Source organism: Enterobacter sp. K16B (assembly GCF_020216105.1).
GTDB lineage: Bacteria > Pseudomonadota > Gammaproteobacteria > Enterobacterales > Enterobacteriaceae > Enterobacter > Enterobacter sichuanensis.
Genome location: NZ_JAIWJZ010000110.1, coordinates 1 through 14,681, shown reverse-complemented (window position 1 = coordinate 14,681; position 14,681 = coordinate 1). Strand labels below are relative to the sequence as shown.

Genomic DNA, 14,681 nt, shown 5'->3' with positions numbered 1-14,681 from the left:
TTCGCCTTTCCCTACGGTGATCCAGGCGGTTTTTTCCGTCTCGCTGCGGGTTCGCCAGAACTCGATCGCATGCAGCAGCGGGTGCGCCGCAAAGTACCACGGCTGGCGCTCAAGGCGCAGGTAGTGCGAATGATGATGGGCGATAGCAAAGGGACCTGCGCCAATACCCGGCTGTTGCGGATGCGGCAGGCGACAGGCGTGATGCGCCAGACGATGGGCCAGCATGGCATCGGGTGCGGTGAGTGCGATCTCCAGACACCAGGGGGCGACAAGCGATACCTGAGTAACGTGCGCGAGCCCTGCGCTGCGGGCCGGGTCGGCCAGCAGCTGGTGCAGCGCGCTGAGAATATCTTCATCACTGATGGCCTGCCCGTTATGCCAGTGCGCGCCGCTGCGCAGGTAGAAGCGCCAGCGCAGTTTGTCATCATCAATTTCCCAGTGGTGGGCTAAATCCGCTACCGGCTGCGGGTGGCCGGGCGCGTAGCGCGTCAGCCCCGCGTGAACCGCGCAGATAATATGCTGTTCGGCACGGCGGCGCTGAAGAGACGGATCAAGCGACGTGAGGGCGCGGTACCAGGGTATGCGCAGCGTCGGCTGATGTTTTAGCCATTTGCCGCCTAAAAACGGGGTGATGATGTGATGCAGGCTGGCCGGATCACCGTCTGCCAGCTGCAGCGCGCTCTGGTAATCCCCTTTCTCCAGACAGGCGTGCATCAGCGGCGCGCTCAGTTCGCTGGTGGTCGCCAGGCAATGCAGGATGGCCCGATGCCCGCGTCCCGGCTGGGCGTTCCAGCTTAGCCAGCCGCTCTGCGCCAGCTGGCGCAGCAGGGTGCGCGCGTGGCGTTCGCTGCACACTGCCACCTCCGCCACTTCCGCGATGGTGGTCGGTTTTGGCGCAGCACCGTAATGCTGATAAAGCCGTTGATACTGACGGATTTTCTGAAGCTGGCGCATAGCGACATTCCGGTGACGATAGGGGATGTTGAGAGTGTAGGGTGTTTTGCGGAATAAATAAGGTCTGGATAGATGAAGTGTTCCGGTTTTATTCCCTCTCCTGTGTGGAGAGGGAACAGGAACGCTCAGCGTCAGGCTTCTGTCTGTGCCCGAATCTTCAGGGCAATGCTTTCAGCCTGGGGGCCGAGTATGACCTGCGCATTCTGAGTACCCATTTTCAGAATACCTTTGGCACCCAGCGCTTTCAGCGCCGGTTCATCCAGCACGCTGTTATCCACCAGCGTCAGGCGCAAGCGGGTAATGCAGGCGTCGACACTCTTCAGGTTTTCTTTACCGCCCAACGCCACGATGTACCGGGCAATGGCCTCGCTTTGATCGTCAGACCAACCCGTGATGGTGTCCTCCTCCTCGCGTCCCGGCGTTTTCAGCTTAAAGATGCGGATCGCGAAGGTGAACACCACAAAATAGATCGCGAAGAACAGCACAATCAGCGGGATTAAGATCCACGGCTTCGTGGCAAGTCCCCAGTTAAGCACAAAGTCGATCAACCCGGCTGAGAAACCAAAGCCGTGCAGCACGCCGAGGCTGTTGGCGATCACCATGCTGACACCCGCAAGGACTGCATGCAGGGCATACAGGGCCGGTGCGAGGAACAGGAAGGAGAACTCAATCGGTTCGGTGATGCCGGTCAGGAAGGCCGTCAGCGCTACAGAGAGCAGCATCCCGCCTACGGCTGAACGGCGGGCTTTCGGCGCGGCAAAATACATCGCCAGCGCAGCACCCGGCAGACCGCCCATAAAGATCGGATATGCCCAGGCCATGTAAACGCCGGCATGCGGGTCACCTGCGAAGAAGCGGTTAAGGTCGCCACGGGTCAGGTCGGTGGCAATCTGGGTGACAGAGGACCCCTCGATGCCCGGTACGGCGCCGCCGACCACCAGACCTTTCACCACATCCGGTGCGAGGCAGATGTTATGTACCGCACTCGCGGCGTCATAGGTGACCTTCAGACAGTCGCCGAGGCTAAACCAGAAGACGGAGTGCAGAATGTAGTGCAGGCCAAACGGAATCAACGCGCGGTTGAGCACCCCATAGATAAACCAGCCCGGTTCGCCGCTGCGGGAAACGAGCAGGCTGAAGGTATCAATCCCGTGCTGCACGGAAGGCCAGACGTAGCCGCACACCCAGGCGATGAACAGGCAGATAAGCCCGGTCACGATCGGGACCAGCCGCTTGCCCGCAAAGAAGGCGAGGAAGTCCGGCAGTTTGGTATTCGAGAAGCGGTTATAGCAGTGGCCTGCGACCACGCCGGCAATAATCCCTGCGAAAAAGGACATGTTAATGGATGCGTTAATGACCGCCGTGGCTTTGGTCAGCACCAGGAAGCCGACGGCACCGGCAAGGGCGGCCGCGCCCGCGTTATCTTTAGCCAGACCAATGGCGATGCCAAGGGCAAAAAGTAGCGGTAAGCTGTCGAAAATACCGCCCCCCGCACTGGCAATAAAGGGAATATTAAAAACATCGGGCTGACCGAGACGTAATAAGATCGCCGCCACAGGTAGCGTGGCGATGGGCAACATCAGGGCTTTACCCAGACGCTGCAAATAACTAAATGCATTCATGAGAGTGGGTTCCAGTAAAACTTAATTCACATCGAAAAATAACAGTTTTTATTTTAATGCGAAAGCAGGATGGATGAAATTGTGATGCAGCATAAATTAATTTAATTATATTTGTTCAGTTAATTTATATTTAAATAAACAATGATGAATTGAATTATTTGTCCCGCTTTTTGCCGGGTTGCGCTGGGCATACCCGGCCTGTAAGCTCTGGGCGCACTCATTTTTTAGGGGCGCTCACGGGCATCATCAGTTCGCGCAGACGCTCAATGCGCGCCTCCGGGCTCAGGTAGAGCCAGCGGAACAATATATGCTCTGATTTTTTAACCTGCTTAAAATAGGTTGAGAGATAGTGTAGTTCTTTAGTGAAAGTCGCCATGGGAGGTCTCCGGCTGAGTAATTAATAATCAGACTAAGCCGGAATCAGGGAATAAAACAGGTTGATGTTTTACACCTGTTCCGCATTTAAACCGTTATGGACAGAATAAATAAGGGATTAATAATGATTTACCTAATATGTATTTACTTCATGAATAAAATGCGTAAAAGAAAGCGGGCTCCTGAGATGGACGTCGCCAGCCGACACCGACTGGCGAAGCGCCATGGACTGAAGCGTTAGATAATCCCGGCCTGGTAAAAATCCTGCAGGTTGATGGCGCCGCACAGTTTGCCGGCGTCATCCACCACCGGCGCGGCGGTGATTTTGCGTTTCATCAGGCTCTCTTTGGCCTCAATAGCGCGGCTTTCGGCGTTCAGCGTTAGTCCGCCCTGGGTCATCGCTTCTGACACCTGCGATTCCAGCTTGCCGCCACCCACCAGCCAGCGCCTAAGGTCGCCGTCGGTAAAGACGCCCTTCACAGAGCTCTCGTTGTCACACACCGCCACCAGGCCCAGGCCGGTGCGGCTGAGTTCCAGCATCGCGTCCATGACGCTGGTATCGAGCTTGACCTGTGGAATGGCATCGTCAGTACGCATCAGATGATGCACTTTATTGAGCAGTCGTGCGCCGAGCGCGCCCGCCGGATGCGAACGGGCAAAATCTTCTTCGTTAAAGCCGCGCGCCTGCATTACCGCCATCGCCAGCGCGTCGCCCATCATCAGCGTGTTAACGGTGCTGGAGGTGGGGGCGAGGTGCATCGGACAGGCTTCGCGCTCCACGGAAATATCCAGCGTCGCTTTGGCGGCCAGCGCCAGTGGCGAGCGGGATTTTCCGGTCATCGCCAGCAGAGCGACCGCCTTTTCCTGCAGGCGCGGAATGATGAGATCCAGCTCTTTGGCTGAACCGGAGTAGGAGATAAACAGCATCACGTCGCGGCTTTCGATCATCCCCAGATCGCCGTGCAGCGCTTCTGCCGGATGCACGAAGAACGCCGGTGTCCCGGTGCTGGCCAGGGTCGCGGCAATTTTCTTGCCGATATGGCCGGATTTACCGATCCCGGAGACAATCACCTTTCCTTCGCACTGGATAATGGTGTTGGCCGCGCGTACAAACTCCTCGCCCAGACGCTCCGGCAGGCGGCTGGCTTCCTGCAGTTCCAGCAGCAGGGTCTGGCGGCCTGCGTTTAACAGAAAATCACTCATCTTTCTCTCCGGTTACGATCACGTCGATGCCTTTCTCTTCCAGCGCTTTTTTGAACGCCGGGTCGATACCTGCGTCGGTAATCAGTTTGTCGACGCTTTCCAGGCTGCACACAATGTTGGGGCTTTTACGGCCAAACTTCGACGAATCCGCCATTAAAATCACTTCCCGCGCGGCGTTGCACATCGCTTTGCTGACATTGAACACCTCGTTGAAGGTGGTGACGCCCGCGTTCAGGTCGATGCCGTCGGTCCCCATAAACAGTTTATCGAAGCTGAAGTGGTCGAAGGCGTTCTCGGCCAGCTGCCCGTGAAACGACGCGGATTTCTTACGGAAGGTGCCGCCGGGCATCAGGATGGTCTGCTCGCTGTCAAACTCTGACAGGGCGTTGACGATGTGCAGACTGTTAGTCATCACGGTGATGTTATTAAAGCGGCTGAGCAGGGGGATCATCTGCAGCACGGTGCTACCTGCATCCAGAATAATAGAGTCGCCATCGTGGATAAATTTTACCGCCGCTTCGGCAATCTGCGCCTTCTGGTGGGTGTTGATCAGCGTTTTGTGATCGATGGGCGGGTCCGCTTCGTCTTTGTTGAGCACCACGCCGCCGTAGGTTCGGATGACGGCGCCAGAATTTTCGAGCAATACCAGGTCTTTGCGTATTGTCGTGCCGGTAGTGTCAAAGTAGTGGGCCAGATCGTCTACCGAGCATTTTCCCTGCTTTTGCAGATACTCGAGAATGGCCGCCTGCCGCTGACGAGGTTTCATAGGCGCTTCGTTCCTTAGGTTGCGAAATGATAATTTCGCAAGGCTATAGCTTTCACAACGAAATTATCCATGTTTCAGATTAAGCGCTAATGATAGTGCATTCTGACAGAGTGGATCATGGGGAAAGATCACATCAGGCCGCAATTCCTGCAACGAAATGCCGTTGATTGCCTGGATTTTCACCGGCCGCGCGAAGACGGTCATCCCGCGCATGATCAGGGAATCGCAGATGTTATTGTTTTCATCCAGCGCAACCGCGACGACGACCCGCGGTTTGAAACGTCCGCCGGACCGCCCGACGCCCACGCGACCTTTCTGGCACAGGGCGTCAAACGCGCGGTTAAACTGGTGGATTTGCCAGCCGCCAAACGCCATCTGGCAGATCCAGGCGAGGGCGGCGACGGTAATGAGTGCGGTGACCATATCGGCTCCTTGTTGTATGCCCTCTCCCTGTGGGAGAGGGTTAGGGTGAGGGCTTCCGCCCGCGCGATCAGAACATCACCTGTCCGCCGGTGACGTTAATCGACTGCCCGGTGCAGTACGAGGCTTTCGGGCTGGCGTAAAACAGCAGCATGTTCAGCACGTCCTGATAGTCGCACCCGCGCTTCAGCGGCACTTTATCGATGTAATACTGCTCCACCTCTTCCTCTTTGATGCCAAGCTTGGTGGCGTACTGCGGCAGCAGGGACTGGAACATCGGCGATTTCAGCAGGTTGCCCAGCATCAGCGAGTGAACGGTGATCCCGTATTCGGCCAGATCCAGTGCCAGGGACTGCGTCAGCCCCACGCCGCCAAACTTCGCCGCGCTGTAGCCGGAGTTGTGCTTGCTGCCCACTTTCCCTGATTTGGAGTTGATCTGAATGATGCGCCCCTGAATGCCGTCGCGGATCATCAGACGGGAAAACTCGCGGGCGCAGAGGAAATAGCCCACCAGGTTCACCTGCAGCGAGCGGTCAAAATCCCCCAGTTCGAAATCGCTGATAAACGCGGCTTTTGCGATTCCCGCGCTGTAGACCAGCAGGTCGGTACGACCAAAAATCTCATCCACGCCGCGGGCCAGCGCCATCACGCTCTGCTCGCTGGTGGCGTCGGCACCAAAGCCGTACGCCATTCCTTCGCCAAACTCGGTATTGATGCTATCCGCCACGCGGGCAGCCTTCTCACTCTGAATGTCCACTACCGCCACGCGGTAACCTTCTGCGGCAAGCCCACGGCTGAGGAACTCGCCTAAGGTTTGTCCCCCACCAATGACAACGGCAACCTGACTCATGTCTATCTCCTTAATTACGCAACAAATTTTAACGTGCAGCCTGGGGTGACAGCCTGCGGGACCGGACCATCGACGTGAACCGTGCCGGGATATTCCGCCTGCGGCTGGCCATCAAAACGCAGGGTGATGTGGCCCAGCTCGCGCAGGTTTTGCTCAGCCACGTCGCCGACGGCGGTCACGGCATAGCGCGCTTCGCCCAGCTCCAGCTGGCTTCCGGCCTTCAGCTCGCCCTTCAGCTCGCCGTGGCAGTGAATAAAACAAAACTCTTCGATATCCGCAGGCGCCCCTTCGCGGAAGGTGATCAGCATCTGGTCGCTTAATGCGTCAGCTGCGCTCTGGCCGATGCGGGTAATGGTGGTCTGGTAAATCACGGTCATGGCAAAAACCTCTTATTGATAAATAAAGCCAGAGACAAACCAGGCAATCAGCACCGTCGGAGCGCCCGTCAGGAAGCGGCTGACCAGCACGGACGGCACGCCCACGCGCACGGTGTCCTGGCGCGCTTCGGCCAGCGACAGCCCTACGGGGATGAAGTCGCACGCCGCCTGGGCGTTAATGGCAAACAGGGCGGGTAGGGCGAGGTGCGGGGGAATGTTGCCCAGCCCAATCTGTACGCCAATCAGCACGCCGATGACCTGGGCAATCACCGCGCCCGGGCCGAGGAACGGCGACAGCAGCGGGAAGGAGCAGATCAGCGCCAGCGTGACCAGCCCCAGCGGATGACTGGCGAGCGGGGCGAGGCCGTGGGCAATCCAGTCACCCAGACCAGACGCCATGATGATGCCGATCAGCGCCGAGACGAATGCCATAAACGGCAGGATGGTTTTCAGCACCGTGTCGATGGTGTCGCGCCCGGACTGGAACAGCACCGCCACGGCGGACCCCATGCCCATCCCGACCTTTGCCAGCAGACCATCGCTCTGCTCGGTGATCTTCTTGCTGGTGTCGTAATCGCGCGGGGCCGCTTTTTGCGGTGCGGGAGCGCCATTCACCAGAGAGATGTTGTCCTCCTTCACACCCGACACATAAATGTCTTCAAGGATGTACTGCGCCAGCGGGCCTGATTTTCCGGTGGAGTGAATGTTCACCGTTGGAATGCGACGCTTCGGATAGATGCCGCAGCGCAGCGTGCCGCCGCAGTCGATCACCGCCACGCCGATTTCCGCTTCCGGCGGTTCGCCCTCTTTGAAGCCATCGACCGCTTCCCAGCCGGTCAGTTCACGCAGCTTGTCGACGATCGCCGGGCGCGTGCCCGCGGTGATGTAGACGATTTTTTTGCCTTCGGTGGCGTCGAACTCCAGCGGGCCGCCCCAGCCGCCTGTGCCTTTCTCAATGCGGATCCGGTTCATGCTGTGGCTCCTGAAAGCTGGACTTTCTGTTCAAGCTGGATACCCATTTTTTTCTCGAAAATGGCGGTGGTGAGGTCCGTCACCCAGCCGCGGAAGAAGTTGGTCACCAGACCAACCAGCAGATAGCTCACCGCCAGCGGGCCGAGCGGCAGGCCAAGAGTGGTGAGACCGCTGGCGATCCCGAGATAGACAAACAGCTCGCCGGGGTTGATGTGCGGGAACAGGCCGTTCATGGAATGGCAGCTGTAGGAGGCGGCAGCGTAATAACTCGGCTTGTACTTTTCTGGCATAAAGCGACCGAGGCTTAAGGTCATCGGGTTACAGAACACGAAAGTGCCGATGAAAGGTAACACCAGGTAGCGGGACAGCGGGTTCCCGGCACAGCGCTGGGCGAAACGTTCAATGCGCTGCTGGCCGATAAAGTTAATCAGCGCGTTCATGATCACCAGCAGGCTGATCAGCAGGGGCAGGATCCCGGTCACCATGCCGGTGAACACTTCTCCGCCTTTCTGAAACAGCCCGATGAACCACTCGGCGCCGTGGGTGATGGTTTCTATCATTCTTCTCTCCTCTGGGCTTTTGTTTTTGTATTACCGCGACTAATAGTAATCACTTTGAAAGGTTTTAAAGTGTTAATCAGATCTCACAATGAAAGAAAAATGGATTATTTTGAAAGTTAATCGATGGGGGAATGGATTTTCGGTGGAAAAAAGGGCGGATTTGCGTGGGGGAGGTGTGTACTGCTTCCTTGAGGTGTTGCGGATGCTTTACCATACTGGGTTCTTATCGAACCCGTTAAATGGATGTCTCATGTTCAAGCGTCGTTATGCAGCGCTGTTGCCTGCGCTTATTCTGCTGTCTGCCTGTAGTAGCAAACCTAAGACCGAAGCCGTTCAGCAAACGGCGGGCGCGCCTTCCGGAGGATTCCTGCTGGAGCCGCAGCACAATATGATGCAGATGGGCGGAGACTTCGCGAACAACCCGGCGGCCGAGCAGTTCATCGATAAAATGGTGAGCAAACACGGCTTTGACAGACAGCAGCTGCACGAAATTTTGTCACAGGCGAAACGTCTGGACTACGTGCTGCGCCTGATGGACAGGCAGGCACCGACGGCTCAGGTGCCGAGCGGGCCAAACGGTGCGTGGCTGCGCTATCGCAAACAGTTTATTACCCCGGACAACGTGCAAAACGGCGTGGTGTTCTGGAATCAGTATGAAGATGCGCTCAACCGCGCCTGGCAGGTGTACGGCGTACCGCCTGAAATCATCGTCGGGATTATCGGCGTGGAAACCCGCTGGGGCCGCGTGATGGGGAAAACCCGCATTCTGGATGCGCTGGCGACGCTCTCCTTTAACTATCCACGCCGTGCGGAGTATTTCTCTTCCGAGCTGGAAACCTTCCTGCTGATGGCGCGCAACGAACAGGATGATCCGCTCGAACTGAAAGGATCGTTTGCCGGTGCGATGGGCTACGGCCAGTTTATGCCGTCCTCCTATAAACAGTATGCCGTCGACTTTAACGGGGATGGTCATATCAACCTGTGGGATCCGGTGGATGCCATCGGCAGCGTGGCGAATTACTTCAAAGCGCATGGCTGGACGCCGGGTGGTCAGGTTGCCGTACAGGCAAACGGCGAGGCGTTTGGTCTGGAAAACGGCTTCAAAACCAAATACAGCGTCGCTCAGCTGGCGGCGGCGGGCTTAACGCCAACGCAGCCGCTGGGCAATGTTGATCAGGTGAGTCTGCTGCGCCTGGATGTGGGAACGGGCTATCAGTACTGGTACGGCATGCCGAACTTCTACACCATTACCCGCTATAACCATAGCACCCACTATGCGATGGCCGTATGGCAGCTGGGTCTGGCGGTATCGCAGGCCCGCGTGCCGGCAGCGTCGCCGTTTAGTCAGTAGATCGCTCTGACGGGTAGACCGGGTAAGGCAACGCCGCTACCCGGCATGGTTGCGCGCACGGTGCGACCTGATGCCCTCACCCTGACCCTCTCCTACGGGAGAGGGGCATTTTGCAGAAACATTTCGCCACACTCCCGTTTCAAACGCGCCATTTACATCTCAGTCACCTTTGATTATTGTTATGTTATAACATTAATTATGGTGTCGAGATGTCAACGTCCCTTTTTTCTCTCTCTGCGCCCGTTCGGCTTTTGCTGGCGCTGGTGCTTGTTCTCCTTATCGGCCTGGCTGTGCGCTGGGCGGTGGCATTGCCATGATTGTGATGGATGAACTGATTGCGGGTTATGACCGTATACCCGTCACGCGTGCGCTATCCGGCTTGATTGAGCGGGGAAGCATGACCGCCATTATCGGCGCTAACGGCTGCGGGAAATCCACGCTGCTGAAAACGCTCGCCGGGTTTATTCCCCCCGTAAACGGCAGCTTCCGCTGGCAGGGAAAGCGCCCGGTCATTGGCTGGCTGGCGCAGCGTCACGCGCTGGAGGCGCAATTTCCCGTGACCGTACAGGATGTCGTCAGCATGGGCTGCTGGCCGGGTATTTCGCTATTTTCCGCTCTCCGTCGGGAAACACGCTTGCGTATTGCCCGCGCGCTGGAACGCGTGGGGCTCGAATCCATGGCGTTATCCACTATCGATGAGCTCTCCGGCGGTCAGTTTCAGCGCATGCTGTTTGCCCGCATCCTTGTACAGCAGGCACCGCTGGTGATGCTCGATGAGCCCTTTACCGGGGTCGATGAAGCCACCTGCAATGTACTGATGGATCTGATGCTGGAGATGTATATGCAGGGTCAAACGCTGCTTGCGGTACTGCACGACAGCGAGCGCGTGTCGCGCCACTTCCCGCAGACGTTACGGCTGGACGCTGACATTCCCCAATGGAAGACCGAGCGGGTGAGGGTGGCATGATCTGGCATCTCTTTTTTCAGCCGTTTATCGAGTACGGCTTTATGCGTCGCGCACTGGTGGTTTGTCTGGCGCTTTCTGTCAGTACCACCGCGCTCGGCGTGTTTCTGCAGCTGCGCCGGATGAGCCTGATGGGCGATGCCCTTTCACACGCCATATTGCCCGGCGTAGCCGTGGGCTATCTGCTGAACGGCATGTCACTGCTGGCAATGAGTATCGGCGGATTTATTGCCGGGATTGTCGTCGCGCTGGTGGCCGGGCTGGTCAGTCGTCGTACGCCGCTTAAAGAGGATGCCAGCTTTGCCGGGTTCTATCTTGGCTCGCTGGCGCTGGGCGTGACGCTGGTATCGCTGCGAGGCTCGAATGTCGATCTGCTGCACCTGCTGTTTGGCTCCATTCTGGCAGTGGATAACGACGCCGCGCTGTTTGTGGCAGGCGTTTGCATGTTCACGCTGCTGGCGCTGGCGGTTTTCTATCGCGGGCTGGTGTCCGAGGCGTTTGATACCGCCTGGCTGCAGGTGAACGCCCGCTGGCTGCCAGGCCTGCTGCACGGACTGTTTCTGGCGCTGCTGGTGCTTAACCTGGTGGCCGGATTTCAGGTGCTTGGCACGCTGATGGCTGTCGGGCTGATGATGCTGCCGGCGGTGGCGGCGCGCTGCTGGGTGCGCACGTTGCCAGGGCTACTCCTGATGGCGGGCATTAGCGGCATTTTTTGCGCGTGGCTGGGGCTAAGCCTCTCCTGGGCGGTGAGTCTGCCCGCCGGGCCGTCCATCGTGCTGACGGCCAGCGCACTGTTCCTGGTTTCTGTCTTATTTGGTACGCGAAGCAGGCTCGCGGGCAGCCTGCGTACGCTTTTTTAACGCAAGGGGAAATGATGAAACGTACAGGATTAATTGTGGCGCTCGCGCTGGGGATGATGTCGCAGGGGGCGATGGCGAAAACCCTGAATGTAGTCACCAGCTTTTCGATACTGGGGGATATCACGCAGGAGGTGGGCGGCGATCGGGTGAATGTGACCACGCTGGTTGGGCCGGACGGCGATCCGCATACCTTCGAACCCTCACCGAAAGACAGCGCGGCGCTGAGCAAGGCGGATGTGGTGGTGGTGAACGGTCTGGGTCTGGAGGGCTGGATTGACCGTCTGGTGAAGGCCTCCGGATTTAAGGGCCAACTGGTGGTGGCGTCAGCAGGTGTCAAAACACACACCCTGGAAGAAAAGGGCAAAACCGTGACCGATCCGCATGCATGGAACAGCGCGGCGAATGGCGCACTGTATGCGCAAAATATTCTGAACGGGCTGGTAAACGCCGATCCGCAAGACAAAGCCGCGCTGGAAGCGTCCGGAAAAAGGTATATCGCGCAGCTTAACCAACTGGACAGCTGGGCCAAAGCGCAGTTCAGCCAGATCCCACAGGCGAAGCGTAAGGTGCTGACCAGCCACGACGCTTTTGGTTATTTTGGCCGCGCCTACGGCGTGACGTTTATGGCACCGCAGGGGCTCTCTTCTGAGAGTGAAGCGAGCGCGGCGCAGGTTGCGGAAATTATCAACCAGATCAAAGCCGACGGGGTGAAGACCTGGTTTATGGAAAACCAGCTTGACCCGCGGCTGGTGAAGCAGATTGCATCGGCGACAGGGGCACAACCGGGGGGCGAACTTTACCCGGAAGCGCTGTCCTCCAAAGGCGGCGTGGCGGATACCTACGTTAAGGCGTTTCGCCACAATGTGAATATCCTCGCCAACAGCATGAAATAATCTTTTGCTTGCCGGTGCGCCCGCACCGGCTATTTTCTGAAGCCCCCTCGTAAAACCGGAAGTGCATCCCCATATCTGACGAGAAAGTGCTATCTTGTGCAGCACGTTTTTCTGATGCCTGGAGCGAGAATGACTGACCATGAATTGATGCAGCTGAGCGAGATAGTGGGCCTGGCGCTTAAGCAACGTGGGGCGACCGTCACCACCGCTGAGTCCTGTACGGGCGGCTGGGTTGCCAAAGCGATTACCGATATTGCCGGCAGTTCCGCCTGGTTTGAACGTGGCTTTGTGACCTACAGTAACGAAGCAAAAGCACAGATGATTGGCGTGCGGGAATCCACCCTTGAACAGCATGGCGCGGTCAGCGAACCGGTGGTGATCGAGATGGCCATTGGCGCGCTCAAAGAGGCACGGGCCGATTACGCGATCTCCATTAGCGGCATTGCGGGTCCGGACGGCGGCAGCGACGTGAAGCCTGTCGGCACTGTCTGGTTTGGGTTTGCCAGCGCCAAAGGCGAAGGGATCACCCGCCGGGAGTGCTTTAGCGGCGATCGCGAAAGCGTGCGTCGTCAGGCCACCGTTTATGCGTTAAAAACGCTCTGGCAACAATTTCTACAAAACACTTGATACTGTATGACCATACAGTATAATTGCACCAACAGAACAGAAATCCACGGTGAAGCACAGTCGCTTCTCCCGGCATGACAGGAGTAATAATGGCTATCGACGAAAACAAACAGAAAGCGTTGGCGGCAGCACTGGGCCAGATCGAAAAGCAATTCGGTAAAGGCTCCATCATGCGCCTGGGTGAAGACCGTACCATGGATGTGGAAACGATCTCCACCGGTTCGCTTTCTCTGGATATCGCGCTGGGCGCGGGCGGCCTGCCAATGGGCCGTATCGTAGAAATCTACGGGCCAGAATCCTCCGGTAAAACCACCCTGACGCTGCAGGTCATTGCCGCCGCTCAGCGCGAAGGTAAAACCTGTGCGTTCATCGATGCCGAGCACGCGCTGGATCCGGTTTATGCGCGTAAGCTGGGCGTGGATATCGACAACCTGCTCTGTTCTCAGCCGGACACCGGTGAACAGGCGCTGGAAATTTGTGACGCGCTGGCGCGCTCCGGTGCGGTTGACGTTATCGTGGTCGACTCCGTGGCAGCACTGACGCCAAAAGCGGAAATCGAAGGCGAAATCGGCGACTCTCACATGGGCCTCGCGGCACGTATGATGAGCCAGGCGATGCGTAAGCTGGCGGGTAACCTGAAGCAGTCCAATACGCTGCTGATCTTCATCAACCAGATCCGTATGAAAATTGGTGTGATGTTCGGTAACCCGGAAACCACCACCGGTGGTAACGCCCTGAAATTCTACGCCTCTGTCCGTCTGGATATCCGCCGTATCGGTGCGGTGAAAGAGGGCGAGAACGTGGTCGGGAGCGAAACCCGCGTGAAGGTTGTGAAGAACAAAATTGCAGCGCCGTTCAAACAGGCTGAATTCCAGATCCTCTACGGCGAAGGGATTAACTTCTTCGGCGAGCTGGTTGACCTGGGTGTGAAAGAGAAGCTGATCGAAAAAGCAGGTGCCTGGTACAGCTACAACGGTGACAAAATTGGTCAGGGTAAAGCGAATGCGATCGCCTGGCTGAAAGAGAACCCGGCTGCGGCGAAAGAGATTGAGAAGAAAGTGCGTGAGCTTCTGCTGAATAATCAGGATGCTACTCCAGACTTCGCGGTGGATAGCGCGGATGCTGAAGAAACCAACGAAGACTTTTAATTCTTTCGTTTAACCATGAAGGGCTGCTGATGCGGCCCTTTTTGCATTTCTGTATCAGCAGGTTTTTTATGAGTGAACCGACGCCCCGCCGACCCGCATATGCACGCTTGCTGGACCGTGCGGTACGCATTCTTGCTGTCCGTGACCACAGTGAACAGGAGCTGCGCCGAAAACTGTCGGCGCCGGTGATGGGTAAAAACGGGCCGGAAGAGATTGATGCCACCGCGGAAGATTATGACCGGGTGATTGCCTGGTGTTACGAGCACCACTATCTGGATGATGATCGTTTCGCTTCCCGGTTTCTCGCCAGCCGAGGCCGCAAAGGATATGGACCGGCGCGTATTCGTCAGGAGCTAAACCAGAAAGGCGTTTCTCGTGAGTCCATTGAAAAAGCGATGCGTGAATGCGACACCGACTGGTGTGCGCTGGCAAAAGAGCAGGCGATCCGCAAGTACGGTGAACCCCTGCCGCACGGGTTTTCAGAAAAAGTTAAAATCCAGCGCTTTTTGCTCTACCGCGGCTTCCTGATGGAAGATATTCAGGATATCTGGCGTAATTTTGCCGATTGAACGCATGCGGGATTTTACTTCCCACTAAAGAAAACTTATCTTATTCCCACTTTTTCCAGTAGCTGGCCTGTCCAGGGGTTTACCGATACAGACCTGCTACGACATTTCGTTAGCTTGATTTCAGGATAATTATGAGCAAGAGCACCGCTGAGATCCGTCAGGCGTTTCTC

The 14,681-nt window shown here is 57.2% G+C and carries 17 protein-coding genes; 7 read left to right on the top strand and 10 right to left on the bottom strand.

The genetic code is table 11. The features are described 5' to 3' along the window. The 10 genes from LDK53_RS18720 to srlA form a co-directional block, all read right to left on the bottom strand. A partial coding sequence (locus LDK53_RS18720) for an SgrR family transcriptional regulator (RefSeq protein ID WP_225287801.1) occupies nt 1–954 on the bottom strand: 954 nt, incomplete at its 3' end. A gap of 131 nt (nt 955–1,085) precedes the next feature. Further along, complete coding sequence (gene nagE, locus LDK53_RS18715) at nt 1,086–2,576, bottom strand: N-acetylglucosamine-specific PTS transporter subunit IIBC (RefSeq protein WP_225287800.1); 1,491 nt, start codon at nt 2,574–2,576, stop codon at nt 1,086–1,088. Nucleotides 2,577–2,793: 217 nt separating this feature from the next. Further along, on the bottom strand, nt 2,794–2,952 hold the full coding sequence (locus LDK53_RS18710; protein WP_164881264.1) for a hypothetical protein: 159 nt from the start codon (nt 2,950–2,952) through the stop codon (nt 2,794–2,796). Nucleotides 2,953–3,188: 236 nt separating this feature from the next. Further along, nucleotides 3,189–4,154, bottom strand: a complete 966-nt coding sequence (gutQ, locus tag LDK53_RS18705; protein WP_225287799.1) for an arabinose-5-phosphate isomerase GutQ — start codon at nt 4,152–4,154, stop codon at nt 3,189–3,191. Next, on the bottom strand, nt 4,147–4,920 hold the full coding sequence (gene srlR / locus LDK53_RS18700; RefSeq protein WP_025757113.1) for a glucitol operon DNA-binding transcriptional repressor SrlR: 774 nt from the start codon (nt 4,918–4,920) through the stop codon (nt 4,147–4,149). Before srlR ends, gutQ begins: the two co-directional genes overlap by 8 nt. Before the next feature lie 63 nt (nt 4,921–4,983). Beyond that, nucleotides 4,984–5,343, bottom strand: coding sequence for a transcriptional regulator GutM (gene gutM / locus LDK53_RS18695; RefSeq protein WP_047959323.1), 360 nt, complete (start codon nt 5,341–5,343; stop codon nt 4,984–4,986). Between the two features lie 67 nt (nt 5,344–5,410). Continuing rightward, a complete protein-coding gene (gene srlD / locus LDK53_RS18690; RefSeq protein WP_025757115.1) occupies nt 5,411–6,190 on the bottom strand; it encodes a sorbitol-6-phosphate dehydrogenase in 780 nt (259 codons plus the stop codon). A gap of 14 nt (nt 6,191–6,204) precedes the next feature. Further along, nucleotides 6,205–6,567: a PTS glucitol/sorbitol transporter subunit IIA gene (gene srlB / locus LDK53_RS18685; RefSeq protein WP_024907705.1), complete on the bottom strand. Its 363-nt coding sequence runs from the start codon at nt 6,565–6,567 to the stop codon at nt 6,205–6,207. A gap of 12 nt (nt 6,568–6,579) precedes the next feature. After that, entirely contained in the window at nt 6,580–7,539 is a 960-nt protein-coding gene (locus tag LDK53_RS18680; RefSeq protein ID WP_225287798.1) for a PTS glucitol/sorbitol transporter subunit IIB, read from the bottom strand. Next, nucleotides 7,536–8,099, bottom strand: coding sequence for a PTS glucitol/sorbitol transporter subunit IIC (srlA, locus tag LDK53_RS18675; RefSeq protein WP_025757117.1), 564 nt, complete (start codon nt 8,097–8,099; stop codon nt 7,536–7,538). The genes LDK53_RS18680 and srlA overlap by 4 nt, the downstream gene beginning before the upstream one ends. A gap of 250 nt (nt 8,100–8,349) precedes the next feature. On the opposite strand from srlA, the gene mltB reads away from it, so the two are divergent. From mltB to recX, 7 genes are all read left to right on the top strand, one after another. After that, entirely contained in the window at nt 8,350–9,450 is a 1,101-nt protein-coding gene (gene mltB / locus LDK53_RS18670; protein ID WP_025757118.1) for a lytic murein transglycosylase B, read from the top strand. A 313-nt stretch (nt 9,451–9,763) separates the two neighbouring features. Continuing rightward, nucleotides 9,764–10,417: a metal ABC transporter ATP-binding protein gene (locus LDK53_RS18665; protein ID WP_045286056.1), complete on the top strand. Its 654-nt coding sequence runs from the start codon at nt 9,764–9,766 to the stop codon at nt 10,415–10,417. Beyond that, nucleotides 10,414–11,274, top strand: coding sequence for a metal ABC transporter permease (locus tag LDK53_RS18660; protein WP_059386979.1), 861 nt, complete (start codon nt 10,414–10,416; stop codon nt 11,272–11,274). Before LDK53_RS18665 ends, LDK53_RS18660 begins: the two co-directional genes overlap by 4 nt. A gap of 14 nt (nt 11,275–11,288) precedes the next feature. Next, nucleotides 11,289–12,167: a metal ABC transporter substrate-binding protein gene (locus LDK53_RS18655; protein ID WP_225287802.1), complete on the top strand. Its 879-nt coding sequence runs from the start codon at nt 11,289–11,291 to the stop codon at nt 12,165–12,167. Between the two features lie 129 nt (nt 12,168–12,296). Next, nucleotides 12,297–12,794, top strand: coding sequence for a nicotinamide-nucleotide amidase (pncC, locus tag LDK53_RS18650; protein WP_025757122.1), 498 nt, complete (start codon nt 12,297–12,299; stop codon nt 12,792–12,794). Nucleotides 12,795–12,883: 89 nt separating this feature from the next. Further along, a complete protein-coding gene (gene recA / locus LDK53_RS18645) occupies nt 12,884–13,942 on the top strand; it encodes a recombinase RecA (RefSeq protein WP_025757123.1) in 1,059 nt (352 codons plus the stop codon). A gap of 68 nt (nt 13,943–14,010) precedes the next feature. Further along, nucleotides 14,011–14,511, top strand: coding sequence for a recombination regulator RecX (recX, locus tag LDK53_RS18640; protein WP_225287797.1), 501 nt, complete (start codon nt 14,011–14,013; stop codon nt 14,509–14,511). Nucleotides 14,512–14,681: the final 170 nt, after the last annotated feature.